Origin of the sequence: Flavobacterium zhairuonense (assembly GCF_004352915.1) — a bacterium.
GTDB lineage: Bacteria > Bacteroidota > Bacteroidia > Flavobacteriales > Flavobacteriaceae > Flavobacterium > Flavobacterium zhairuonense.
Window position 1 is genome coordinate 70,012 of the sequence record NZ_SJSY01000068.1, and the last position, 24,546, is coordinate 94,557.

25 protein-coding genes and 1 pseudogene are annotated in these 24,546 nt (G+C 34.1%); 14 read left to right on the top strand and 12 right to left on the bottom strand.

The genetic code is table 11. The annotated features are described in order from the left end of the window. Positions 1-50 precede the first annotated feature (50 nt). The 9 genes and pseudogenes from EYY60_RS06165 (at position 51) to EYY60_RS06205 (ending at position 6,801) form a co-directional block, all read left to right on the top strand. On the top strand, positions 51-410 hold the full coding sequence (locus tag EYY60_RS06165; protein ID WP_132988514.1) for a hypothetical protein: 360 nt from the start codon (positions 51-53) through the stop codon (positions 408-410). Positions 411-932: 522 nt separating this feature from the next. Continuing rightward, positions 933-1,394, top strand: a pseudogene (gene tnpA / locus EYY60_RS06170) (IS200/IS605 family transposase). Between the two features lie 20 nt (positions 1,395-1,414). Continuing rightward, complete coding sequence (locus EYY60_RS06175; RefSeq protein ID WP_132988515.1) at positions 1,415-1,960, top strand: NADPH-dependent FMN reductase; 546 nt, start codon at positions 1,415-1,417, stop codon at positions 1,958-1,960. 50 nt (positions 1,961-2,010) lie between these two features. Beyond that, positions 2,011-2,883, top strand: a complete 873-nt coding sequence (locus tag EYY60_RS06180) for a sugar phosphate isomerase/epimerase family protein (protein ID WP_132988516.1) — start codon at positions 2,011-2,013, stop codon at positions 2,881-2,883. A 15-nt stretch (positions 2,884-2,898) separates the two neighbouring features. Next, positions 2,899-3,798: an archaemetzincin family Zn-dependent metalloprotease gene (locus tag EYY60_RS06185; protein WP_132988517.1), complete on the top strand. Its 900-nt coding sequence runs from the start codon at positions 2,899-2,901 to the stop codon at positions 3,796-3,798. Between the two features lie 2 nt (positions 3,799-3,800). Continuing rightward, complete coding sequence (locus tag EYY60_RS06190) at positions 3,801-4,142, top strand: cupin domain-containing protein (RefSeq protein WP_132988518.1); 342 nt, start codon at positions 3,801-3,803, stop codon at positions 4,140-4,142. A gap of 133 nt (positions 4,143-4,275) precedes the next feature. Beyond that, entirely contained in the window at positions 4,276-5,412 is a 1,137-nt protein-coding gene (locus EYY60_RS06195; protein ID WP_235832297.1) for an MFS transporter, read from the top strand. Positions 5,413-5,472: 60 nt separating this feature from the next. Next, positions 5,473-6,405 (top strand): peptidylprolyl isomerase, encoded by a 933-nt coding sequence (locus EYY60_RS06200; RefSeq protein WP_132988520.1) that lies wholly within the window; start codon positions 5,473-5,475, stop codon positions 6,403-6,405. 99 nt (positions 6,406-6,504) lie between these two features. After that, positions 6,505-6,801: a c-type cytochrome gene (locus tag EYY60_RS06205; protein ID WP_132988521.1), complete on the top strand. Its 297-nt coding sequence runs from the start codon at positions 6,505-6,507 to the stop codon at positions 6,799-6,801. Between the two features lie 116 nt (positions 6,802-6,917). On the opposite strand, the gene EYY60_RS06210 is transcribed toward EYY60_RS06205, so the two are convergent. Then, positions 6,918-7,313, bottom strand: coding sequence for a GreA/GreB family elongation factor (locus EYY60_RS06210; protein WP_132988522.1), 396 nt, complete (start codon positions 7,311-7,313; stop codon positions 6,918-6,920). Positions 7,314-7,790: 477 nt separating this feature from the next. On the opposite strand from EYY60_RS06210, the gene EYY60_RS06215 reads away from it, so the two are divergent. Then, positions 7,791-8,126 carry a tRNA-binding protein gene (locus tag EYY60_RS06215; protein WP_132988523.1) on the top strand — a complete coding sequence of 112 codons (336 nt, stop codon included), beginning with the start codon at positions 7,791-7,793 and terminating at the stop codon, positions 8,124-8,126. 40 nt (positions 8,127-8,166) lie between these two features. Continuing rightward, positions 8,167-8,616, top strand: coding sequence for a hypothetical protein (locus EYY60_RS06220; RefSeq protein ID WP_132988524.1), 450 nt, complete (start codon positions 8,167-8,169; stop codon positions 8,614-8,616). Positions 8,617-8,684: 68 nt separating this feature from the next. Here the strand turns inward: EYY60_RS06220 and EYY60_RS06225 are convergent, their stop codons facing one another. From EYY60_RS06225 to EYY60_RS06240, 4 genes are all read right to left on the bottom strand, one after another. Further along, the gene (locus EYY60_RS06225) at positions 8,685-9,230 is read right to left on the bottom strand and encodes an RBBP9/YdeN family alpha/beta hydrolase (protein WP_132988525.1); all 546 of its coding nucleotides are present in this window, start codon (positions 9,228-9,230) and stop codon (positions 8,685-8,687) included. Positions 9,231-9,248: 18 nt separating this feature from the next. Continuing rightward, positions 9,249-10,079, bottom strand: a complete 831-nt coding sequence (locus tag EYY60_RS06230; protein WP_132988526.1) for an alpha/beta hydrolase — start codon at positions 10,077-10,079, stop codon at positions 9,249-9,251. Positions 10,080-10,231: 152 nt separating this feature from the next. Continuing rightward, positions 10,232-10,600: a PUR family DNA/RNA-binding protein gene (locus tag EYY60_RS06235; RefSeq protein WP_073416862.1), complete on the bottom strand. Its 369-nt coding sequence runs from the start codon at positions 10,598-10,600 to the stop codon at positions 10,232-10,234. 69 nt (positions 10,601-10,669) lie between these two features. Beyond that, complete coding sequence (locus tag EYY60_RS06240) at positions 10,670-12,448, bottom strand: ABC transporter ATP-binding protein (RefSeq protein WP_132988527.1); 1,779 nt, start codon at positions 12,446-12,448, stop codon at positions 10,670-10,672. Positions 12,449-12,651: 203 nt separating this feature from the next. On the opposite strand from EYY60_RS06240, the gene EYY60_RS06245 reads away from it, so the two are divergent. From EYY60_RS06245 to yajC, 3 genes are all read left to right on the top strand, one after another. Further along, positions 12,652-13,758, top strand: coding sequence for a Glu/Leu/Phe/Val family dehydrogenase (locus EYY60_RS06245; protein ID WP_132988528.1), 1,107 nt, complete (start codon positions 12,652-12,654; stop codon positions 13,756-13,758). Positions 13,759-14,056: 298 nt separating this feature from the next. Next, positions 14,057-14,968: a transcription antitermination factor NusB gene (gene nusB, locus EYY60_RS06250; protein WP_132988529.1), complete on the top strand. Its 912-nt coding sequence runs from the start codon at positions 14,057-14,059 to the stop codon at positions 14,966-14,968. A 37-nt stretch (positions 14,969-15,005) separates the two neighbouring features. Further along, positions 15,006-15,284, top strand: coding sequence for a preprotein translocase subunit YajC (gene yajC, locus EYY60_RS06255; protein WP_132988530.1), 279 nt, complete (start codon positions 15,006-15,008; stop codon positions 15,282-15,284). Positions 15,285-15,634: 350 nt separating this feature from the next. Here the strand turns inward: yajC and EYY60_RS06260 are convergent, their stop codons facing one another. From EYY60_RS06260 to EYY60_RS06290, 7 genes are all read right to left on the bottom strand, one after another. Next, positions 15,635-16,195 (bottom strand): YdeI/OmpD-associated family protein, encoded by a 561-nt coding sequence (locus tag EYY60_RS06260; RefSeq protein WP_162847856.1) that lies wholly within the window; start codon positions 16,193-16,195, stop codon positions 15,635-15,637. A gap of 30 nt (positions 16,196-16,225) precedes the next feature. Then, positions 16,226-17,500: a peptidase T gene (pepT, locus tag EYY60_RS06265; RefSeq protein WP_132988532.1), complete on the bottom strand. Its 1,275-nt coding sequence runs from the start codon at positions 17,498-17,500 to the stop codon at positions 16,226-16,228. 121 nt (positions 17,501-17,621) lie between these two features. Continuing rightward, the gene (locus EYY60_RS06270; protein WP_132988533.1) at positions 17,622-18,767 is read right to left on the bottom strand and encodes a formylglycine-generating enzyme family protein; all 1,146 of its coding nucleotides are present in this window, start codon (positions 18,765-18,767) and stop codon (positions 17,622-17,624) included. A 94-nt stretch (positions 18,768-18,861) separates the two neighbouring features. Continuing rightward, entirely contained in the window at positions 18,862-19,866 is a 1,005-nt protein-coding gene (locus EYY60_RS06275) for a DUF6515 family protein (protein WP_132988534.1), read from the bottom strand. An 87-nt stretch (positions 19,867-19,953) separates the two neighbouring features. Next, a complete protein-coding gene (locus EYY60_RS06280) occupies positions 19,954-21,186 on the bottom strand; it encodes an OprO/OprP family phosphate-selective porin (protein ID WP_132988535.1) in 1,233 nt (410 codons plus the stop codon). 18 nt (positions 21,187-21,204) lie between these two features. Continuing rightward, complete coding sequence (locus EYY60_RS06285; RefSeq protein WP_132988536.1) at positions 21,205-21,792, bottom strand: hypothetical protein; 588 nt, start codon at positions 21,790-21,792, stop codon at positions 21,205-21,207. Between the two features lie 126 nt (positions 21,793-21,918). Continuing rightward, entirely contained in the window at positions 21,919-24,360 is a 2,442-nt protein-coding gene (locus tag EYY60_RS06290) for an arylsulfatase (RefSeq protein WP_132988537.1), read from the bottom strand. Between the last annotated feature and the right edge of the window lie 186 nt (positions 24,361-24,546).

A 24,546-nucleotide genomic window follows, 5' to 3' on the forward strand; every position in this document is an offset into this window, starting at 1 on the left:
ATAGTTTTTTTACTGATAAAAGTATTGCCTTAAATCTAAATCACACGCAAATGAAAAATATAATTTTATGTTTTGCTGTAATGCTACTATATGCATGCTCAAGCTCGAAAAATACTGGAGATAAATGGATTGGAATGACTAAACAAAGTCTTATGAAAAGTTGGGGAACTCCAGTGAGGACTTTTGATAATGCTGCAGACGGAGAAATTCTGGTTTATGCAGATCAGGTTTATGAAAAAGGAGAAAATGAAGATTCCAGAATTGCTGGCCCGCTGCATTGGAATTATACATATATGTATGTAGACAAAACAGGAAAAATAACTTCTTTTAGAAATGAAAAACAAAATTACTCTCCTCAATCTATTGATTCTGATAAATTAGCGGGAATGAGTTTGTTGACGGTGAAATAAATATAGTCCCTATGGGACAAAATTTCGCTATCATCCATATTTCTTTTCTACCGATATTTTATTCCTAGCGGAGCATCTTTCGTTTTCTGTTTTTTTTCTGCCGATATTTTGTTCCTAGCGGAACATCTTTCGTTTTCTGTTTTTTTTCTACCGATATTTTGTTCCTAGCGGAACATCTTTTGTTTTCTGTTTCTTTTCTACCGATATTTTGTTCCTAGCGGAACATCTTTCGTTTTCTTTTTTTTTTTTCTACCGATATTTTGTTCCTAGCAGAACATCTTTCGTTTTCTATTTTTTTCTGCCGATATTTTGTTCCTAGCGGAACATCTTTCGTTTTCTATTTTTTTTCTGCCGATATTTTGTTCCTAGCGGAACATCTTTTGTTCAAATCAGACTGATAAAACAATTTGAAAGATAATTCTTTATTTTTTATATTTGCAATGAGATAAATTATTCCGTTAGGAATAAAATATTGGTAGCTAAAATAAATATTTACATTAATGTCCCGTAGGGACTATATAAATGGCAAACACATATACACAAATACATATTCATTTTGTTTTTGCGGTTAAACATAGAAATGCTGTCATACAAATAAATTGGAAGGAAGAATTATATAGATATATCACAGGAATTGTTTAGAATAATAATCACAAACTTTTGGCAATAAATGGTATTTCAGATCATATTCATATTTTAATTGGAATACGACCTGCACAATCGATTTCAGAATTAATGAAAATTGTAAAACAGAATTCATCGAAATGGATAAACGAAAATAAGTTTACAAAGACTCATTTTGAATGGCAGGAAGGATATGGGGCTTTTTCATGCAGTAAATCGCAAATAAAAGCGGTTGTAAATTATATTGAGAATCAAGAATTGCATCATAAAAAGAAATCTTTTAAGGAAGAGTATATAAACTTTCTCGAAAAATTTGAAATTGATTATGAAGAAAAGTTTATTTTTAAAGACTTGATTTAAAAATCTTTTAAGCTAAAACAATGCCTTCTCACCAAATAAAAATTTTTGCCATTATTGGCAGTACCAGAAAAAACTCCAGCAATTTTAAAATTTTAAAACATATTTCTAAAAATATAAAAGAAGAATTTAAAGTTGAAATTTTTGAAGAAATAGATCAATTACCACATTTTAATCCTGATTTAGATCAGGAAACTCCTCCGAAGAAAGTTACTGAGTTCAGAAATAAAATTGCTCAGGCTGACGGCATTTTAATTTGCACACCCGAATATGTCTTCAGTTTGCCTGGAACTTTGAAAAACGCATTGGAATGGTGTGTTTCTACCACTGTTTTTTCGGGAAAAAGAACTGGTTTGATTACGGCTTCGGCATCGGGTGAAATGGCGCACGAACAACTTTTGCTTATTATGAAAACGGTTGAAGCTAAATTTGAAAATTCGGAACAAATCCTGATACAAGGTGTTCGCGGAAAAGTTAATGAGGAAGGGGAAATTGTAAATACAGCTACCGAAGCGGTTCTGGCATCTTTTATACATAATTTTGAAAATCAATTTTTGAACGAATCGTAGCGCGTTTCAATAAAAAGAGTAGATTTACTTTTGGATTTTTTTAAATTAAAATGGTAACAAGAAGAAACTTTATTATAAACACAAGCTTGGCTACAGCCGCAGTTCTAGCCGCTCCATCATTAGCTTTTACTATGAACAAAAAAGAAATTGGATTACAGTTGTACACTTTGCGTGATGAATTGCCAAAGGACGTAAAATCAACTTTAGAGAAAGTCGCAAAGGCAGGTTACTCAACCGTTGAAACGTATGGTTTTTCTATAAAAGATCAATTTTGGGGATTATCGCCAAAAGAATTGAAAAAGATTCTAGACGATAATAATCTAAAGGCGGTAAGCGGACATTATAATTTAGGAAGCTTTTTATACGATGGAAATACGGTTGAACTCGTGGCGGCGATTGAAGCAGCGAAGATCTTAAAGCATGAATTTTTGACTATTCCGTGGGTCGAGGAGCATTTTAGAAAAAGCATTGATAATTATAAAATAATAGCGGCACGTTTAAATGAAGCTGCAAAAATGTGCAAAAAAGCAGGTCTGAAATTAGCGTATCATAATCATGATTTTGAATTTCAAAAACATGATGGTGTTACAGGTTATGAAATTCTACTGAAGGAAACAGATAAAGATTTAGTTTATTTTGAATTGGATTTATATTGGGTCGCACGATCAGGAAATGATTCTTTAAAGCTATTTAGAGAAAATCCGGGCCGTTTTAAGATGTGGCATGTAAAAGATATGGATAAAGTAAATCAGGCACTGAATACTGAAGTTGGTTCAGGACTTGTCGATTTCAAACCTTTGTTTGCAGCAGCAAAACAATCTGGAATGATTCATTTTTTTGTAGAACAGGAAAATAATTATGTGCCAAATGCTTTTGAATCTATAAAAACGAGCTGTGATTTCATTTCTAAAAATATAATTTAATTCGTTGTTGATTTTATGAAGAAACTTTTTTTTCTAGTTTTTGTTATTCTTTGTTCATGCCAATCCAATAAAAAAGAAAATCCCGAATTAAATCTGCCCGAAGATCCATATTTTACGAAAATTAAAGCAAATGACGTAAAGCTTGGTGAACCAGTTTTTGGTGATTGGCTATATTCTCATCCAGAAAAAGGGCAAAGTTTTGAGCAATTCATAAATACAAAACATGTCGTCCCAACAAAAGAAGAAAATATTATTTATTTGCAACCAATAGGAAAATTTGATTCACAACAAGTGAAACAAATTGAATTGGTTCGTCAGTATTTAGAAGTGTTTTTTCAATTGAAGACGAAGGTTTTTAAAGAAGCTTCAAATGATATAATTCCGAAAAATGTGAGAAGAAAAGGCGATCTCGGTCAGGAACAATTTTTGGCAGGTTATATTTTAGACAGTGTTTTAAAGAAAGAGAAACATGAAAAAGGCATCGCTTTGATGGCAATAACAGAAATGGATTTATATCCAAAACCAGAATGGAATTATGTTTTTGGACTTGCATCTTATAGAGATAAAATTGCAGTAAGTTCGATTCACAGATTGTATGATAAAACGTTAGAAGGAGCAGATTTCAGTTTGTGTTTAGAACGATTATTGAAAATTTGTTCTCATGAAATAGGGCACATGTTTGGTTTGCATCATTGCATTGAAGCTGATTGTGTTATGAATGGTACCAATAGTTTGTCTGAAACAGATGAGCATTCGCTTAGATTATGTTCAGTTTGCCAAAGAAAACTAAATTCTGGATTTAAATATGATAATGAAAAAAGGCTGAAAGAGTTGGAGCAATATTTTAAAGAAAATAATTTGGCAGAAGGATTAGCGTTAATGAAAAAAGATATTGATAAAATTAAAAAGAAATAAGAATGGCAACTAGCAAAGAATTTATAAAAGGAGATAATATAGAGTGGGAAGTAGTAGGAGAAGGGATTAAACGCAAAATTTTGGCTTTTGATGACCGAATCATGCTTGTGAATGTTCACTTTGAAAAAGGAGGAATTGGGGTTTTGCACGATCATTATCACTCTCAGGTGACTTATATCGCAAGCGGAAAATTTGATGTAACCATAAGCGGTGTAACACAAACATTAAAAGAAGGAGACAGTTTTTACATTCCGCCTCATGCCGTTCATGGAGTGGTTTGTTTGGAAGAAGGAATGCTTACTGATGTTTTTAGTCCGGTTCGTGAGGATTTTTTAAAAGCATAAAGTCAGTTGAATGTGGTTAGATTTGGTCTGATTTGAGTTAGCTTTTTAAAAATTTATAGATTTTTTAAAGTTTTGCTAAAGATTAGATTGGTATTTTTGCACCATGAATTTATCTAAAACAAATGTCCTTTTTATGGCAGTTTGCACTGGTCTTATAGTTGCAAATCTTTATTACTGCCAACCTTTGATTGTGTTAATTGCCAACGAATTTAAAATTCCCGAAGCAGATGCTGGAACAATAACCTATTTAACTCAGGCAGGTTACGCCGTTGGGTTGTTTTTTATGGTACCGCTAGGAGATAAAATCGAGCGAAAAAAGCAAATTTTAATGACTACTTTTGCTTCTGTAATTGCATTGCTAATTGCGGCTACAGCAAAAAACTTTTTGATTTTGCAAATTGCGTCCTTATTGATCGGAATTACTTCGATTGTCCCGCAACTTATTTTGCCTTTGGCTGCATCATTAAGCACGCACGAACAGCGCGGAAAAGTCATCGGAACAATTATGAGTGGCCTTTTGGTCGGAATTTTGCTTTCGCGAACATTAAGCGGATTTATTGGTCAAGTTTTGGGTTGGAGATCAATGTTTTATATCGCGGCCGGAATTTGTCTTTTGATCTTTTTTGTAATTCAGAGCAAATTTCCAGTTAATAAGCCACAGTTTCAAGGAACTTATGGGCAATTAATTCAATCGCTTTTTACACTTATAAAAACACAGCCTGTTTTGCGTGAAGCAACTGCAATAAATGTTTTCAGCTTTGCTCAGTTTGGCGCTTTCTGGACTACAATGGTTTTATTGCTTTCTGGCGAGCCGTTTGGTTTTAATAGTGCTACAATTGGTTTATTCGGAATTGTAGGCGCTTCTGGAGCTTTGGCTGCGCCTTTGGTTGGAAAAATTGGAGACAAAGGAAATTCAAGAATTGCAGTTGGTTATGGCTGTTTGTTGATTTTAATCAGCTTTTTGATTTTTTATTTTTCGATTGAAAGTGTAATCGGTATTGCAATTGGAATTGTGTTTATTGATATCGGAATCCAAGGTGTTCACATTTCAAATCAAACCCGAGTTTATTCGTTATTGCCAGAAGCCAGAAACCGATTAAATACTGTATTTATGTCGTTCAGCTTTTTAGGAACCGCCGCTGGATCAGCATACGGATTATTGCTTTGGAAACTTGGCGGATGGCATGCTGTTGCAATAGGTTGTATGGTTTTATCGCTAATGTCATTGGCAATTTATGGTCTTACTTATAAATCAAAATCTAAAAAATAGAAAGACAAATTGATAAAAAATTAATTTGTAAATTTGCATTCAAATAAAAAAAATACAACAATGGAAAACGGAATATACGCTAAATTCAACACTAGCAAAGGTTCGATTTTAGTAAAATTGACACATGATTTGACACCAGGAACTGTAGGGAACTTTGTGGCTCTTGCAGAAGGAAATATGGAAAATAAAGTTAAACCTCAAGGGCAAAAATTCTACGATGGATTGAACTTTCACAGAGTAATCGCTGATTTCATGATTCAAGGTGGATGTCCTAAAGGAACTGGAACTGGAGATCCAGGTTATAAATTTGATGACGAATTTGTTTCAAGTTTAAAACACGATCGTCCAGGGGTTTTGTCTATGGCAAACTCAGGTCCTGGAACTAACGGTTCTCAATTTTTTATTACACACGTTCCAACTCCTTGGTTAGACGGAAAACACACTGTTTTTGGACATGTTGTTGAAGGACAAGATATAGTTGATGCAGTTGCTCAAGGCGATGCTTTAGAGTCTGTAGAAATTATCAGAGTTGGTGAAGAAGCTGAAAAATGGAATGCAATCGAAGCTTTTATTTCTTTGAAAGGTGCTCGTATGAAAAGAGAAGCAGCTTTAAAAGCAGAATCTGAAGCAAAAATGGAACAATTAGCAGCAGGTTTTGATAAAACTGAAAGCGGTTTGCGTTATAAAATGATCCAAAAAGGAGAAGGTAAAAAAGCTGAAGCTGGAAAAACAGTTTCTGTTCACTACGAAGGTTCTTTGGAAAACGGAAAAGTTTTTGATTCTTCTTACCCAAGAAAAAAACCAATCGAATTTAAATTAGGAATTGGGCAAGTTATCGAAGGATGGGACGAAGGTATTGCTTTATTGCAAGTTGGAGACAAAGCTCGTTTTGTAATTCCATCTGATTTAGCTTACGGACCATCAGGAGCAGGAGGAGTAATTCCACCACACGCGACATTGATTTTTGACGTTGAATTAATGGACGTAAAATAAGATTTACTAGCAATTTAGTATTGTTTTAAATAATGATCCCATACGCCGCTGCGTATGGGATTTTTTTATATTTACTTAAAATAAAAACAAAATCAAGCGATGAAATCAAAAATCTTAACTTTAACCGCAGCAGTATTAATGCTGGCTTCATGCGGTACAAAAAAAGCTCCAGCGGTCGCTGCAGATGCTCCAGCTACACCAAAGGAGTTGACTCCTGAACTTGCTGCAGGTAAGAGTTTATACGAAAACAATTGTGCGAAATGTCATAAATTGTTCGAACCAACGAAATTTACAAAAGAAGAATGGCAACCAATTTTGGTTCGCATGCAGAAAAAAGCAAAGTTAGATGATACTAATATGGCTTCAATAACAAATTATATTCATTCGCAATTGTAGTAGTTTACGATTGAGAAAAACATAAAAAAAACTATTCAGTATAAGTATTGAATAGTTTTTTTTTGTTTTCAGACAGATATAAAAAAACACCTTCACAATTGGAGGTGTTTAAAAATTCATGAAGCTAATACTTCTGTGTTGTCAACAGCGATTACCTTTAGAGTTTTGATTCCAGCAGGCAATTCCCAATCCACTTGGTCATTTTCCTTGAATCCAATAATGGCAACACTTAAAGGAGCGAGAATTGAAATTTTCGATTGTTTTAAATCGGCAGAAGATGGCAAAACAATCTGTACTTTCATTTGCTTTTGAGCCTTTACATCTTCAATAGTTACAAAAGAATTGATTCTGATTACCGAAGGATCAAGTTCGCTTTCTTTGCTGATTACAGCGCGATCCAATTCCTGCGAAAGTTGATTGGCTTCTTTTGTATTTGTAGAATTCTTGCTTTTTGATATCAATTCTCTTAAAAATTGATATTCTGATTTGCTAAAAGTGGGTGTTGGTTTCATATCTGTTTGAATTTATTATTATACGTGCGAGTGGCTTTTCTTCTTATTTGATAAATAAAGCATTATGCATTAGAACTTTCGTGAAGACTAAATTTCTGAAATGCTTTAAATATGGAAAAACAAAAAAATACCCGACCAAAATTGATTTTTGTCAAAGTAAAAAATGTTTAATGTTGAGGTAAATCCTCCGCCTGAAAGAAGAAAAGTGAAATAGACGGAGGCCTAATTAATAAAGGCCTTACTATGTGAAATAAATACAGCAGAAAGCGGTCTTCTTCTAAAAGAAAACAGCAAAGCAGAAACTGTAAGTATTGTTATAGTGTTCACAATGAGTGATTTTGTTGAATTTACAAAGATAAGAAACTTTTTTTAATAGGTAAAAGCTTTATTTTTATTTGATGGTGTAATTAAAAACAGCTGTTGATTTGATGGAATTAAGTACAAAATTGATAGGTTTGTAAATAAACAATTTTCAGAATGGATTTAACTTGGAACGAATTTGAAAGAACCGATATGCGTGTTGGGACAATTATTGAAGTGAATGATTTCCCCGAAGCTAGAAAGCCTGCTTTTCAATTGACAATTGATTTTGGTTCAGAAATCGGAATTCGAAAATCATCGGCACAAATTACAAAACGATATAAAAAAGAGGATTTAGTAAATCGCCAAATTGTCGCGGTGGTGAATTTTCCGAAGAAACAAATAGGAAAATTTATGAGCGAATGTTTGGTTCTTGGCGCTGTAGGCGAGGAGGGTGATGTTGTTTTATTAGCTCCGGATTTTAAAATAGAAAATGGATTAAGAATTGGCTAACTATAGAAGAATTTACTTGTGATATAAAATAAATAGAGAAATGCGATTTGTAATAACGCAATACACAAATTTAAATCAAGAACAGAATAGCTGGATAATTGCTCTATCTAATGAATTAGAGTCTTTTTTTGAGAATCGTGCTTATGGCGAAGATTTAAAAGAATTGTATTTTGGAGTTATTACTGTAAAGCCTGAGTTTGATCAATTCTTTAAGGCAAGAAGACCTAGATATAGACCGGGTGAGAGAACATCATTTGTTGATGGAATTGAAATAAATTCGAACAATTGTGCAGAACTTGATTGTAAGATTGAATTTGGCAAAATTTCAGAATTAGATAAAGAAGCTTTAGTTGAGCTAGTTTGTGAAGAGATATTAACTGCATCTAATTCTTTAACCCGATTGTCAAAATTAAAAAGATTTGATTTTAAAACTTACCAAAGCGATTTAGAAAATTATTTAATTGAAAAAAAGTATATTAAAGAAAAATAATCTATCAAATATTAGTCTCAATTTTCAGTCTCAGTTCAAAACTGAAAACTGAGACCGTGACTGAATACTTATTTAATTTTCTCGATCAACTGATTCAATATAAGCTGCCCTTCTTCCCAATACTTTAAATCAGAATCAGAATTGATGTGGCCTTGTTCGCCTACGTTTACAAAATCGCTTCCCCATTTTTCAGCAAAATATTTTTTTCTTTCAAAAGAAGCATGCGGATCGTTTTCACTTGCCACAACTATTGACGGAAATGGTAATGTATAAATTGGCATTGGCGAAAAATTTCTAACTTCTTCTGGTGTGTGTTCTGGTGAATCAACATCTGCAGGAGCAACCAACAAAGCGCCAATTATATTTTTATTAGAATTATGTTCTGCCCAATGCAAAACTAAAGAAACAGCCAAACTATGCGCAACTAAAACCGTAGGGCTTTCAAGTTTTGATACTTCTTCGTTTAGACGTGAAATCCAATCTTCGCGAAGCGGCTCGTCCCAATTATCTTGTACAATTCGAATAGAATTTTCGAATTTTTTGTGCCAAAAAGTTTGCCAGTGTTTCTCTCCAGAATCTCCAAGTCCTGGTATAATTAATAGTTGTGTCTCCATTGCCGTGGATTTATATTGTTATTTTTTGGTTTGTTTTTCTTTTAAAATGCGGTTTACTTCATTGACAAGCAATGGGAAACCAGGTTCTGTCATTCCGTGTCCGTAACCGTCAAGTTCATAAAGTTTTGTTTGTGTATGTCCAACAAGTTTCATCATTCTGGCCATGTATGCGTTTTCTTCATAGCGTCCTAACATTTCCAATTCACGATCGCCTGTAATCAATAAAAGAGGCGGAGCATCGGCACGAACATGATATAAAGGGGCAAAAGCATCAATTGTAGGTTGTTTTTCCGGAATTCCATTCTGTCTTCTAATTTCAAAATGCGTAATGCATTGTCCGCTAAACGGAATAAGTCCGGCAATTTTATTGGCGTCAATTCCTTCTTTTTGGAGCCATTTTTTATCCAATCCAGTCATTAAAGCCAGATAACCGCCAGCCGAATGCCCTGAAACGAAAATCTGCGAAGCATCGCCTCCATAATTAGAAATATTGTTAAAAGTCCAGGCTATTGCCACTGCGGCATCTTCAATTGCTTTTTCTGCTTTTACTTTCGGCGAAAGCCTGTAATTAACTCCAATAATAGCGAAACCTTTATTTTTTAAAGCTTCAGGAATTTCTTTGTTTCCGCCTGTCAATCCGCCACCGTGAAACCACACAATTGTTGCAAAGCCTTTAGTGTTTTTTGGATAATAAATATCTAAAACGCATCTTTCGTTGATGTAGCTGTCAGATTTATTTACTGAAGCATTATAATATTGAATATTTGATTTGGTTTCATATTCTGTTTTTTGACCAAACGAAGAAGCAGAAATGAATACGAAAGCAAATAGGAGAATTAATTTTTTCATTTTAAAAATATTGGGTTAATGTTGTCGAACTTAGGCAATTCCAGGAATCTAAAATCTAAAGTCTAAAATCTAAAATAATAAATTAATATATAAAAAAAGTCCAAAATGCTATACAAATTGGACTCGTACTTTTTTTAAAAGTTATCTGGAGACTAAATGTCGTCAAAATCAATATCGGTAAAGCTAGATCTTTGTGTTTCAGCTTTATCAGAACCGTATTCTTTTTTAAAATCTTTTTGGTGTCTTTCAGAGATCACTTCTTCGCCTTTGTGGTTCAAGACGTATGAAGTCATTTCTTCTAGTATTTCGGCAAAAGCACTAAAATCTTCTTTGTACAAATAAATTTTGTGTTTTTTAAAATGAAAAGAACCATCTTCTTCAGTGAATTTTTTACTTTCGGTAATTGTGATATAATAATCGTCAGCTTTTGTAGCTCTCACATCAAAGAAATAAGTTCTTCTTCCTGCGCGTAATACTTTAGAAAAAATCTCTTCTTTTTCTAACATGTCATTTTCTCTCATAATACGTTCTATCATTTTTTGGAATTAATAGTACTCAAAAATCATAAAAAATTATCTATTACACAACAATTAAAGTAATTCTTTTTCCGAAAGTTGTTTTAAATATAACGATGAATAATAACCGTCTTGATTTATTAATTGATTATGAGAACCTTGTTGAATAATTTTGCCATCCTCTAAAATGATAATCTTGTCAGCGTTTTTGGCTGACGATACTCTGTGGCTGACAATTATTGTAGTTTTATTTTTACAAATTTCAAATAAGTTGCTTAAGATGGTTTCCTCTGTTTCAGTATCAACTGCGGAAAGACAATCATCAAAAAGTAAAATTGCAGGATCCTTGATTATGGCTCGTGCAATAGATACACGTTGCTTTTGTCCGCCCGAAAGCGTAATGCCTCGTTCTCCCAAAATAGTGTCGTATTGCTTGTTGAATGCTATGATATTGTCGTGAACCACAGCGTTTTTAGCGGCTTCAATTACTTCTTCGTCAGTAGCATTTTCATTGCCGAATTTGATGTTGTTTTTGATGGTATCCGAGAATAAAAAAGCATCTTGAGGCACAATTCCGATATTGTTTCTGAGGTCGTTTAAATTCAAAGTGCTGATCTCATTTTGGTCAATTGTGATTCTTCCTTCTGTGACGTCATACAAACGAGAAATCAACGACAAAATAGTCGATTTTCCAGAGCCAGTTTTTCCTAAAATAGCTAATGTTTCTCCATTTTTCACTGAAAAAGTTACGTTTTTTAGCGCTTCGATATTGGTGTCTTCATAGGTGTAACTTACATTTTCAAAGGCAATTGAACCATGAATTTCAGATGAATTTGGATTATTGTTTTTAATTTCTGGCTCCAGTTTCAAAAATTCATTCAAACGTTTCTGAGACGCTTCGGCTTCTTGAACCATTGAAGAAACCCAACCTAATGATGCCACTGGCCAAGTCAGCATATTTACATATAATATAAACTCGGCAATAGTTCCAATATTTGGAATGCTTCCATTAATGTACATTACGCCTCCAAAATAAATTACAACCAAGTTACTGATTCCGATTAAAGCAATCATCAAAGGTCCAAAAAGCGATTGTACTTTGGCTAAATCCAAACTTTTCTTTTTGCTTTCATCAGCAAGATCAATCATATTGTTTTGATGCTGATTTTCTAATGAATAGGCTTTTATTACGCGAATTCCCGAGAAAATTTCCTGCGTAAAACTGGAAACTTTTGAAAGATATTGTTGAAAAGTCGTACTACGTTTATTGATTTCAGAACTTAATTTGAAAATGCAATACGATAAAATTGGCAACGGAAGAATTGTGTATAAAGTCAAAAGCGGCGAAACATTATACATATATATAATAACGATCGCAAAACGAATGAATGTATTGATGGTGTACATTACGGCCGGCCCGACATACATACGAACTTTTGAAACGTCTTCAGAAATTCGGTTCATTAAATCTCCAGTTCGGTTTTGTTTGTAGAAATTCTGCGAAAGGATTTCGTATTGTTTGAAAACTTCATTTTTTAAATCAAACTCAATATGACGCGACATTACAATTAAAGTTTGGCGCATTAAAAAGGTCAAGAACCCAGCAACAATGGCACTTCCTATGATTAACAGCACATTATGAATTAAATCTTGTTTGTAAAATTCTCTAATAATGGCTGAATTTTGATCTGCTTCTGAAAGTTTTAGAAATCGCTCAATAACGTCAAATGAATGGCTGACTAATTTTGGAGTAAACAAAAAGAATATTTGTGCGATTATGGTGATTAAAATTCCAAAGGAAAAACTGAATTTATATTTGATGAAATATTTGTTTAAATAGCTTAATTCTTTCATTTTTTTAAGAAATGTGATATTGAATTGATTTAAAATTATGAATTATTATTAATTAAAATTATAATAAAATGCAATTTAATCAAAACAATTATATTGTAAAATTGTTATTTTAAAGATAAAAAATTAGCACATGTGTATTTTTTAATTATGTTTGAGAAGTCTTTTTGACAAATTCATAATTTTAACTAATTAATACTAGCGCTATGGATGCAACTTTCGCAACTGGAAAGGAACTTCAAAAAATGGATCCTGTTTTTGGTCAATTATCTTTTGACGATCACGAACAAATTGTATTTTGCAATGACAAAGATACAGGTTTAAAAGCAATTATTGGTATTCATAATTCGGTTATGGGGCCAGCTTTAGGAGGTACTAGAATGTGGAATTATAACACCGAGTGGGAGGCATTAAACGATGTTTTGCGTCTTTCAAGAGGAATGACTTATAAATCTGCTATTACTGGACTTAATATTGGTGGAGGTAAAGCGGTTATTATTGGTGATGCTAAAACCCAAAAAACGCCTGAATTAATGCGCAAGTTTGGAGAATTTGTTCATTCTTTGAGCGGAAGATATATTACAGCTGAAGATGTTGGAATGGAAACAAAAGACATGGACACTGTAAGAGATGTTACACCTTATGTAACTGGAATTTCTGAAGAGAGAGGCGGATCTGGAAATCCTTCGCCTGTTACAGCTTATGGAGTTTATTTGGGAATGAAAGCAGCAGCTAAAAGCCAATTTGGTTCTGATGTTTTAGATGGCAAAAAAGTTTTGGTTCAAGGAATTGGACACGTAGGTGAGGCTTTAGTTGAATATTTGACTAAAGAAGGAGCACAGGTTACGATTTCTGATATCAACGAAGAAAAATTATATGAGGTAGCTCAAAAATACAACGCAACAATTTATACAGGTGAAGATTTGTACACTGCTGATGTTGATATTTATGCGCCATGTGCAATGGGAGCAATCATCAATGATAATACAGTAAACAAAATTAAAGCTAAAGTTATTGCTGGTGCTGCCAACAATCAATTAGCAGATGAGAATGTTCACGGTGCAAGATTGCAAGAAAGAGGAATTTTATACGCTCCTGATTTCTTGATCAACGCAGGTGGAATTATCAATGTTTATGCTGAATTAGCTCACTATGGCAAACCAGAAATTATGGCTAAAACCGAAAATATCTATAACACTACTTTAGAAATTATTGATTATGCTGTGAAAAACGGAATTACAACGCATAAAGCGGCTCTTACGATTGCTCAAAATCGTATTGATGCAAGAAAATTAGAAAACGCTAAAAAGTAATTTTTTTAGTTTATAGTCTCAGTCCCAGTTTTCAGTTTTTTCTGAAAACTGGGATTTTTTTTGCTTATAGTCATAGTATTCAGTCGTACTTTATTAGTTTTACTGGAATATTTTGACTGAGACTGGATGCTGAGACTGAGACTGAGACTAATTTTGAATTAAACGGAAAACTACGACTCTAAACTGTTACTTTTTTACGAAATAATTTTAAAATAAGCTTCAAAAGTTATACTTTTGCAGACTAATTTTTAAATGTTCTTACAAGGTGGTAAATAGAAGACACATACGCGTTAAAGTAATGCAATCCATTTATGCAATGCATCAAAGCGGTTCTGACAATATGGAAAAAGAAGAGAAATTTCTTTTTTACAGCATTGATAATATTCAGGACTTATACCTTATAATGCTTTCTTCATTGATTGAAATTTGCAAAAAAGAGTCTGTTTTTTTACATCTTTCAAGCAAAAAACATCTTGCAACTGCAGCAGAACGTAATCCTAACGAAAAGTTTGTCAAAAACAAAATTTTTCAACTTCTTGCCGAAAGCAATTCACTAAGCATCGCTCTAGAAACACGTAAAATCAATAATTGGTCATTAAATGATGATTATATCATTTTGCTTTTGAATGATATTAAAGCAAGTGATATTTACAAAAAATACATGACTAACAATGTGAATACATTTGAAGAAGACAGACAATTTATAATTGATTTGTTTGAAAATGTTATTGTTCCGAATGAAAAATTATACGAATATCTTGAAGATGATAAATTAACATGGGTTGATGATATTCCGGTTGTAAACACGCATATCGTTAAACAATTGAAAGCAATCAAAACAGAGGATCCAGATGCTTTTAGAGTTCCGAAATTATACAAAGATGTTGAGGATAAAGATTTTGCAAAAGATTTATTCAGAAGAACTGTTTTGAACGAAGCTGTTTTAGCAAAAGAATACGATGACAAAACACCAAATTGGGACAGTGAGCGTATTGCGGAAATTGATACTATTATCTTGAAAATGGCAATTTGCGAATTTTTGAAATTTCCATCAATTCCTGTAAAAGTAACTCTTAACGAATATTTAGAAATTGCAAAAGAGTATTCTACACCAAAAAGCAGTATTTTTATCAACGGAATTTTAGATAATCTGGTTAAAGAACTTACGGCTAATAAAAAGATGGTTAAAGTAGGACGAGGATTAATGTAAAAATAAATTAATAATCAATAATTATAAAATATAAAAAATGGGAAATTACATGTTGTATCTTCAGCTTGGTCTAATGGGAGTAATTATTTACTTATTTATGTTTCGACCAGCTCAGAGAAAAGCAAAAGCTGAAAAAGAATTCAAAGAATCTTTAAAAGTTGGAGATAAAATTGTTACGGTTGGAGGAATTCATGGAAAAGTAACTGAAATAGCAGAAGCAACAGTTGTAATTGAAACAATGTCAGGAAAATTGAAATTAGATAGATCGTCAATTTCAATTGAAAAAACGGCTGTTTTGAATGCTAAAAAAGCTTAAGGTTTTAAATTGAAAAAAATAGTAAATCCCAAATTCCAAATGGAGTTTGGGATTTTTTTTTTTTTTTTTTTGATTTTAGCTGATTCCCTACACAATCTTGTCATTCCGAGGAACGAGGAATCTTCGCAAGTAGCTCCGCAACGAAAATCGCCAATATTTGTAGAGTTTCTAGTAGAGATTACTTTGCCAGTTCGCTATCGCTCATGTCCTCGTTCCTCGGAATAACAAACTTTAGGAGTAAATTTTGTTGAAGAACAAAAAAGCAAAAACCTTTGTCAAAGTTTTAAACTTTGACAAAGGTTTAGTCTCGTATAGTTTTGGAATTTGGATTTTAAATATTGGAATTTAATCTACCTGTATTTATCATTCAATCCGACATTCGCCAAAATCATCGGAATCACTTTTTCGATTCTTGAAATCTTGGTTTTTTCCTGTTTTGCAGTTTCAATATATTCCAGAAATTCATATTGTTTGTAAGGAGAAAACTTTTGAAATGCCTCTTTTAAAGCAGGATTGTCAGTCATTTCTTTTTCAAGTAGTTCAGAAATAATCGCTTCTTTTTTTGAAGGCTTGATTACTTTTCCTTGTTTTTCATTTTCGATTGCTTCAGCTATATATTCTAAAATGTCTTTTTCGCTAATTTCTTCTTTAGACTTAAATCGCCATTGACGCAAGGATTTTGTTCTGTCTTCCTGAGCATTAATTAATTTCTTTTTTTCATCTTTTAGGAAAACGCCATTAAAAAACCACAAAGCAAAATAATCTTTAAATCCTCCAATACCAACAACATTTTTTTTGTCATAAACGTACACACAGCCACCCCATTTTGTAGTTTCAGTTAAAACTGTTTTGTCAATAATGGTTTTCAGCAGGATCAATTCTTCTTCCCACTGACCGCCATATTTCCACATGCCTTTATTTTCTGCTGTTGGTTCCAATGGTTACTTTTTTTTAGGTTTTTCGTTTGCGTCAAATATTCCTGGAATTGCAGTTAGCTCAGCAATTTTTACAATTACATCAGTAGCTTTTTGGATGCTTTCTGCAGGAACATATTCATATTTTCCATGGAAATTGTGTCCCCCAGCAAAAATATTCGGACAAGGCAATCCCATAAATGATAATTGCGATCCGTCGGTTCCGCCACGAATAGGTTTGATGATTGGTTTGATGTTTAATTCTCTCATCGCTTTTTCTGCAATATCTACAATATATTTTACAGGCAAAACCTTTTCTTTCATATTGTAATATTGATCTTTTACAACAGGAATTACAATATCTTCTCCAAACTTTTTGGCGTATTTTTTATTGAAGCTTTTCGCGATTTTGAAAATAAGTTCTTTTCGTTTTTCGAATTTCTTTTTATTGTGATCGCGAATGATCAGTTCCAAAACAGTTTCTTCGATATTTCCTTTAATATGATGAACGTGAAAAAATCCTTCGTAGCCTTTAGTTTCTTGTGGAGTTTCGCCCTTCGGAAGTTCATTGATAAACTCGTTTGCCAAAAGCATCGAATTGATCATTTTTCCTTTTGCATAGCCTGGATGAACGCTTTTTCCTTTGAAAGTGATTTTAGCTCCAGCGGCATTAAAATTTTCATATTCTAATTCGCCAATTTGACTTCCATCCATTGTATAAGCCCATTGTGCTCCAAATTTTTCAACATCAAAATGATGTGCACCTCGACCAATTTCTTCATCTGGAGTAAAGCCAACTCTGATTTTTCCGTGTTTGATTTCAGGATGCTGAATTAGATATTCCATTGCTGAAACGATTTCGGTAATTCCGGCTTTATCATCGGCTCCTAATAAAGTTGTTCCATCGGTAGTAATGATGGTTTGTCCTTTATATAATAATAAGTCTTTAAAGTAATTTGGAGATAAAACGATGTTTTTCTCAACATTCAAAACAATATCTTTTCCGTCATAATTCTCAACAATCTGTGGTTTTACATTTGCTCCGCTAAAGTCTGGAGAAGTGTCAAAATGCGAAACAAAACCAATTGTAGGAACTTCATGCTCAACATTGCTAGGCAAAGTGGCCATAATATAAGCTTTATCGTCAATTGTAACCTCTTGCATTCCAATGGTTTTTAGTTCTTCGACTAATTTATTGGCAAGATTCCACTGTTTTTCTGTACTTGGTGTTGTTTGAGAATTTGGATCTGATTCAGTATCAATTGTTACATAACTGATAAAACGATCTATAATATGTTGCATTTTGTTGTTTTTTTAGCAAATATAAAAATTTTTAAATGGTATGATTTTAAAATTTTATTTCCAGTTGAGGAATTAAAAAAGGGATTTATAAAAACTTATAAATCCCTTTTTGATTTTGTTGTTATTTGCTTTTAACGCATCTAAAACCGAGATGATTTGCAGCAGAGCGAATTTCGCCTTTTCCTCGAGTTCCAACCATATAGCGGGTGCAATACTGATCTGTGCACAAAAATGATCCGCCTCGATGAACTTTTTTGATTTGAGTTGGATCTGAAGGATCATTGTAAGCATTAGGCCCTTGAGGATTTTTGGCTATTCCTCCGTTTTCAGCAAGAGTTTTGTAATAATCAACGCTGTACCAATCGTTCACCCATTCCCAAACATTTCCGGCCATATCATATAAACCGTATCCATTTGGCGCATATTGTGCGGTTGGCGCAATTCCTTTGAAACCATCTTCGCCTGAATCGCCATCTTTAATTGGGAAATGTCCTTGATAAATGTTGGCTTGAAATTTTCCATTAGGCTTTAATGAATTTCCCCAAGCATAAAGATTGCCGGTTTTTCCACCTCTAGCGGCAAATTCCCATTCCGCTTCAGTTGGAAGTCTTTTTCCGGCCCATTTTGCATAAGCTTCGGCATCTTCATAAGCGATATGTACAACAGGATATTTTTCTCTCCCTTTTATACTGCTTTGCGGTCCTTCTGGATGTCTCCAATCTGTATTTGGTTCGTAACGCCACCATTGAAGAAAATTATTCAGATTTACTGCGCTTGGAGTAGGAGTGAAAATTACTGATCCAGTGACTAAATCTTCTTCATTAGCAGTTGGAAATTCCTCTTTTGTTGGTTTTTGTTCAGCAACCGTCACATATCCAGTTGCTTTTACGAATTTTTCATATTCTTCGTTGGTTACTTCGGTTTGATCCATATAATAACCATCAACATACACACGGTGAATAGGAGCGGCGTCTTTTGTAACGCCTTTTATGCTACATAAACTTTCATCTTCAACATTTGATCCCATAGAAAATTCGCCACCAGGAATCCACACCATACCTTTTGGAGCTTTTCCCGCAGGCTTGTTTTTGTTTTCAACAGTTGGTTTAAATGCAGATGCTTCTGAAGTATTTGGAATTTCGTGGCATTCTGCTGCTGCTATTTCAGCTGGTTTTTCTTTCGGTTTAATCAATTTTGTTACTCCGTAAGCAAGCGAAATTATTGAAATTGTCAATATTCCGAAGATCCAAAATGTTTTATTTTTCATTATAACAGTTTTTTATATGGGTATTGGTGTAAGTGACGTAAAAGTATAAAATTAACTTTAAAGTACAGTAATTTTATAGGATTAATAAAGTTTATTATTCTTTTTCAACAGAAACAACTTCATATTTATTTTTTCCATCAACTTGAACAGGCTGGTAATAGGTTTCACCAAATTTTACATATTTAGCATCTCCAATAGTTACTTCTTCACCTCCTTCAGGCAAATTATCTACCACTGTTCCTGCTGTTGGCGCTACTACTGTATATTTGCCACCGTCTTTTTCGTAGTAAGTTCCTCCGTAGTAATAATTATTTACCGTTCCTGTATTAACAGTTTCAGCTCCACTCGGAATATTGTTTACTGTGCCTCCAACTGGTGCAGGAACAGCTGTATAGCCTCCACTGGTAGAAGAGTACCAAACTCCTTGATCGTAATGGTATTTTTCGTTTTGTACACTAACAATAATTGCTGTAGTCGCTAATGTTGCTACGAAAAATCCCCATGGATGCCAAACTGGTCCCCAATAAAATGGCACGTAAGGACGTGGAAAATAAGGATGATAACAGTTGTATCTGTAGCCACCATATACATAAGGAGGACGAACATAAGGGCGAGGCCCAGGTCTTACAATGGTATTGCGATTATTTCGGACATGAACGCTGTTATTTACGTTAATATTTACATTGTTTCTGTTTCGATTAACGGTATTGCCACTAATATTTCTGTTGCCAGAATTATTAATTCTGTTTCCGTTGTTTTTATTGATGCCATTACCGTTATTATTTCGAATATTTGAAGTAGTTCCACCATTTATTCTGGTGCCGCTATTATTTGCACCCGGACGAGAAACCGCAGGTCTTGTCTGAGCAGAAGGTCTTGATTGCGTTGCTGGTCTCGCTTCTCTGGTAGGTCTTGCTTGTCTCATTTGTCCGCCTCCGCTTCCGCCATGAAGACCACCTCCACCACGAGCACCTCCGCCTCCCGCGCCATGAAAGCCACCTCGTCCTCGTTGTGCAAAACCGTCAACTGAAATCATAAAAAGTGATCCGATGAAAAGGATGCAAATCGTTTTTCTTAATGTAGAGCTTATATTTTTCATTTTCAGAGTTTTAGTTTTATAAAGTTATTAAAAAAAAGAATTCTGCTGTAAAAATTTAACTATAATTCAGTTTGGCTATTTTTGGATTTATAGCGAAATGTCCCACTGAATTCTAAATCGCCAACCTTGCTCTAACGGCAATGTTTTGTCTTGAAAACTAAAATAGCTGACTTCTGAAGTCAGTTTGTTTTTATGACCGTTGAAAAACCAGTTAAAAGCAATAGTGGTTTCTTCCTGAGAGTTTTCTTTGATTGAATCATCGGGTCTGTATCCAGAATGTCTGGCTGCCATTTCTAATTTTTTTGGCCACCATTCAAAAACATTACTAAAGAAATAGCCTGCCTGAACATAATAACCTCTTAATGTTGTAGTCTTGTCGAAGTTTAATTTATCTATAATGTCTTTTGTATGCAATTCGCTCTGCCATGAAAAGCCACGGTACATAAAGGCTGTTTCAATATTCCATTGATTTACACGATATTGTCCGGGTAGTCCATTTTCAAAACCTTCCAAAGATCCTCCTCCTGATTGCGAAAATCGAGTGTAAGGGCTTCGGTTTGTTAAACCTGAAATGGCAATAATTGGAGTAGGTTTTTCGTGAAATTCTAAATCACTGCCTTCAAAGTCAAGAAATCTTCCAAGAAAATTCCATTGAGCGCGTCCAAAATACATCAGATTTCCGTCGTCGTTTGCCGTATTTCCTCTCCCGGTTCCTGTAAGTGCTGCGGCCCAATAATTAAAATCAGCAATTCCGGCGCCTTTTAAATGTCCATAAACTTCGACTCCCATTTGCCTGTCGGCTGTAAAAGGGCGATTGATTAAGGATCGGTCAACTGTTTGCTGTTCGCCACTGCTTATAAAACGTTCACGGGTATATTCTACTTTCCATTGGCCAGCTTTAAAGCTAAGCCATTCCCATTTTTCAACCATCAGCCTAAAATCTAACAAATTAGATTGGCTGAGTTCGTATTCCCAATAATATTTCAACCACGGATGAAAAGCATGTCCACCCACTTTTAATCTAGCTCTATTGATTTTAAAAGTTGTTTTGGTATCTTGACTGTAATCGTCATAAGTTAAAGGATCTGTATCGTTGGGTGTCGAAAATCGAAACTGAAGTCGGCTCTGTAATTGAAAAAGGAATTTATTGTCTTTGGTCCTTAATTCGATTCCTTTGTTTCCATAGCTGACATTAATTAGCTTAGTAGTGTCTTTTTCCTTTTCAAGCTGCGCCATTCCATTTAAACCAATTAAAAGCATTAAGGATGTCAAAATAATTTTTGAAATCGAAATAGTTTTATTTGTTTTATATATCTGCATAATTGGTTTTTAAATCGTTTATTTTCCTCCAAAGTTTTTTGCAATTCCTAAGCCAATCCCCCAGCTGTCATAAGCATTCCATTTTAAATCATAACTAAAAGTTCCAAAAAGCTCCCAGTCTTTTGGCAGTTCATAGCCATATTCAACTCCGGCTCTTGTGAGGAAATAATTTTCTTCTTTTGCAAATTCACCTCCAAAGCCTAATAGGAAACTCCAATGTTCATTTGGTTTATATATTCCCATTAATGCTGGCGCAATTGGATAGCTTCTTTCGACAGTTTCTTTGTCTTCTTCGCTGTCATATACTTTTTCGACTTTATATTTTTCCACTATAAAATCGGTATGAAGACCAATAGCCCATTTTTCATGAAACTGATAAGTATAATCTACTCCCCATGCCGGAAGACTTAAAACTTCGCGATTTCCGTCGTCATCGATGCCTTCGAAAACGTGAACATGATTGATCGAAATGCCTATCTGATGATGCGGACGAAACGTTTTTTCTTCTTTTTCCTGCGAATTGATTTTATTAGAAAAAATAATTGTCAGTGAAAAAATAGCGGTAGAAAAAAAGATTTTTTTAAAATAAATTTTTGTGTAAAACATTGTGATTCATGGTTAATGAAACATTTATTTTAAGATCAAACATTTAAGCAATTATATAGAGAAAGAGGTATTACGGTCAGTTTTACTGTTCACTAAATACCTCTTTTCTTTTTTCTGAATTATTGATTAATCTCTTCCAAGTGCTCTTTTAGCTTCATTGTTTAAGTCAGAGTATTCAATTTTTCCAACGCTTACGCCAACACCAATGATTTCTCCTCCTTTGAAAGTACCTGGAGTTTTGTATTCTTTACTAACAGAATCTCCGCTGTCGAAACCAACACAAAGTCCATCTCCAGCTAGTGTGAATTTTCCAGATTGTGTTCGCATTGGTCCTGAAGCAACTTCTTTTCCGTCGATATAAAGTTTCATTTGACCAAGAGATTCTCCATTTGGACCTGCTTTTTCTCGAATAAATTCCATTCCAAAAACATGTTTTCCTGTTGTAATTGGCACATTTGAAGTGAATTTTTGTTCAGGAGCAATTCCTAAGAAATTGTACACATAATTCAATTTGCCATCTTTTACAAATAAAGTATGTCCTCCAAAACGAGATCCGTGGGCAAAAATTACCCCTGAAGCTTTAGCATCTTTTATATCAACATCGGCAAGAATTTTATAAGAACGGCCACGTACATTTACAGCTACACCTTCAGGTACTGGAGAAGTTCGTGGATAATATTTGTAAAGATCGCGAGGTGGTTCAGAAGAAGGTCTTTCTATACCCAAAACTTCAATTGCAGAACGATCATCTAGTGGTAATACAAGGTTTTTGGCTGCTTCGTCATTCCAATCTTTAATTAATTCTTTTAATTTATCTGGATATTTTTTAGCTAAATTATTTACTTCTGCTCGATCAATATCAGTGTTGTATAATTCCCATTCATCTTTGTCAAAGTTTCCTTTTCCAACTAATGGAGTATGTAGGGCAACAGCCTTCCATCCATCTTTCCATAAAGCTCGGCTTCCTAGCATAGCAAAATACTGAATGTGTTTTTGAGTTTTTGTATCAGGTGTGGCATCAAAAGTATAACGCATGGAGACTCCTGATAATGGATATTGCGGCACTCCACGATATACCTTTGGCATTTCAAGTCCGCAAATGTCCAAAATCGTAGGTACAATGTCCGTTGAATGATGAAATTGATCACGAACTACACCTTTTGCTTTGATTCCTTTTGGCCAAGAAATTACCAAAGGATCACAAGTTCCTCCCGCATATTCACTATATCTTTTGAACATTTTAAACGGTGTAGAAAAAGCAGCTGCCCAGCCTGTAGGATAATGTTCATAAGTATCAGGACTTCCCAATTTATCTAAATATTTTAAGTTTTCTTTTAATTCATCAGGATAACCATTGAAGAATTTATTTTCATTTACAGAACCTGTTGGAGAACCTTCGCCCGAAGCTCCATTATCAGCAGCATAAATTACAACTGTATTTTCTAATTGACCAGTTTGTTCTAGATAATCAATTACACGGCCTACTTGAGCATCAGTATATTCAGAGAAACCAGCATAAACTTCAGCTAATCTTGAGAATAATTTTTTTTCATCGGCACTCAATTTATTCCACTCTAATACTTCGTCACCTGGATTTGAAACATTTTTAGGAAGCGGATTAAAATTTGCATATTCTGTACCTTTAGGTATTACGCCTTTAGCAATCATACGTGGCAATACCCATTTGCGATAGGCTTCATAACCGCCGTCAAATTTACCTTTGTATTTTGCGATATATTCTTCCGGAGCTTGATGCGGTGCATGGTTGGCGCCCGGACAATACCACATATACCAAGGTTTAGAAGGATTTGTAGCCTTTTGATCTTTTAGGAATTCTATAGCATGATCTGTTAAATCCTTTGATAAGTGATATCCTTCTTCCGGAGTTGCTGGTGGTTCAACAAAGTGGTTGTCTTCAACTAAATCAGGGTACCATTGATTAGTTTCTCCTCCAAGAAATCCATAAAAACGATCAAATCCCATTTGTAGTGGCCAAGTGCTTCGATCTCCTCCCGAAGCTACGTCTTGCTCTGGAACGTTATGATCTTTTCCTATCCAAAAAGTACTCCATCCATTATCTTGCAATACTTGACCTATTGTAGCAGCTTGTTTTGGGAGTCTTCCGCTTCCACCAGGGAAACCTGCTGCAGCTTCTGTAATTGCAGCCATTCCATTTAGATGGTGGTTTCTTCCTGTTAGCAAGGTCGATCTTGTTGGAGAGCATAAAGCCGTTGTATGCCATTGCGAATAGGTAATTCCATTATCCGCTAATTTTTGCATGGTTGGCATATTAATAGCACCACCATAAGGTGACCAAGCGGCAAGTCCTGTATCATCATATAAAATAAATAAAATATTTGGTGATCCTTCAGGAGCTTTTTTAGGAGTATAAGGTGTCCAGTCTTCTTTCGAGTCTCTGACATCTAATGCTATTTTACCATGAAAAGTTTCCTTGGTTACTTGTTGAGGATCTGCTTGAGCAGATGCCTTTTGACTTATGCCTAGAAAAAGACATAAAAAGAATAACGTGACACTTATTTTAAATGTCTTGGTATTGCTGATCTTCATGATTTTAAGGTGTTAATTGTTATTTAATAGTGAAAAACACTTTTTGATTTTCTCGATAAAAAATTAATCCGTAAATAATAATGCAGCTTGAAAGGATATAGAATGTGAATTTTCTTAAAGAACTCAAAATTAAATAATAAAAGAGCCGAGTAGGATTGTTTAAAGGCTTTAAATGGTTTCATTTTA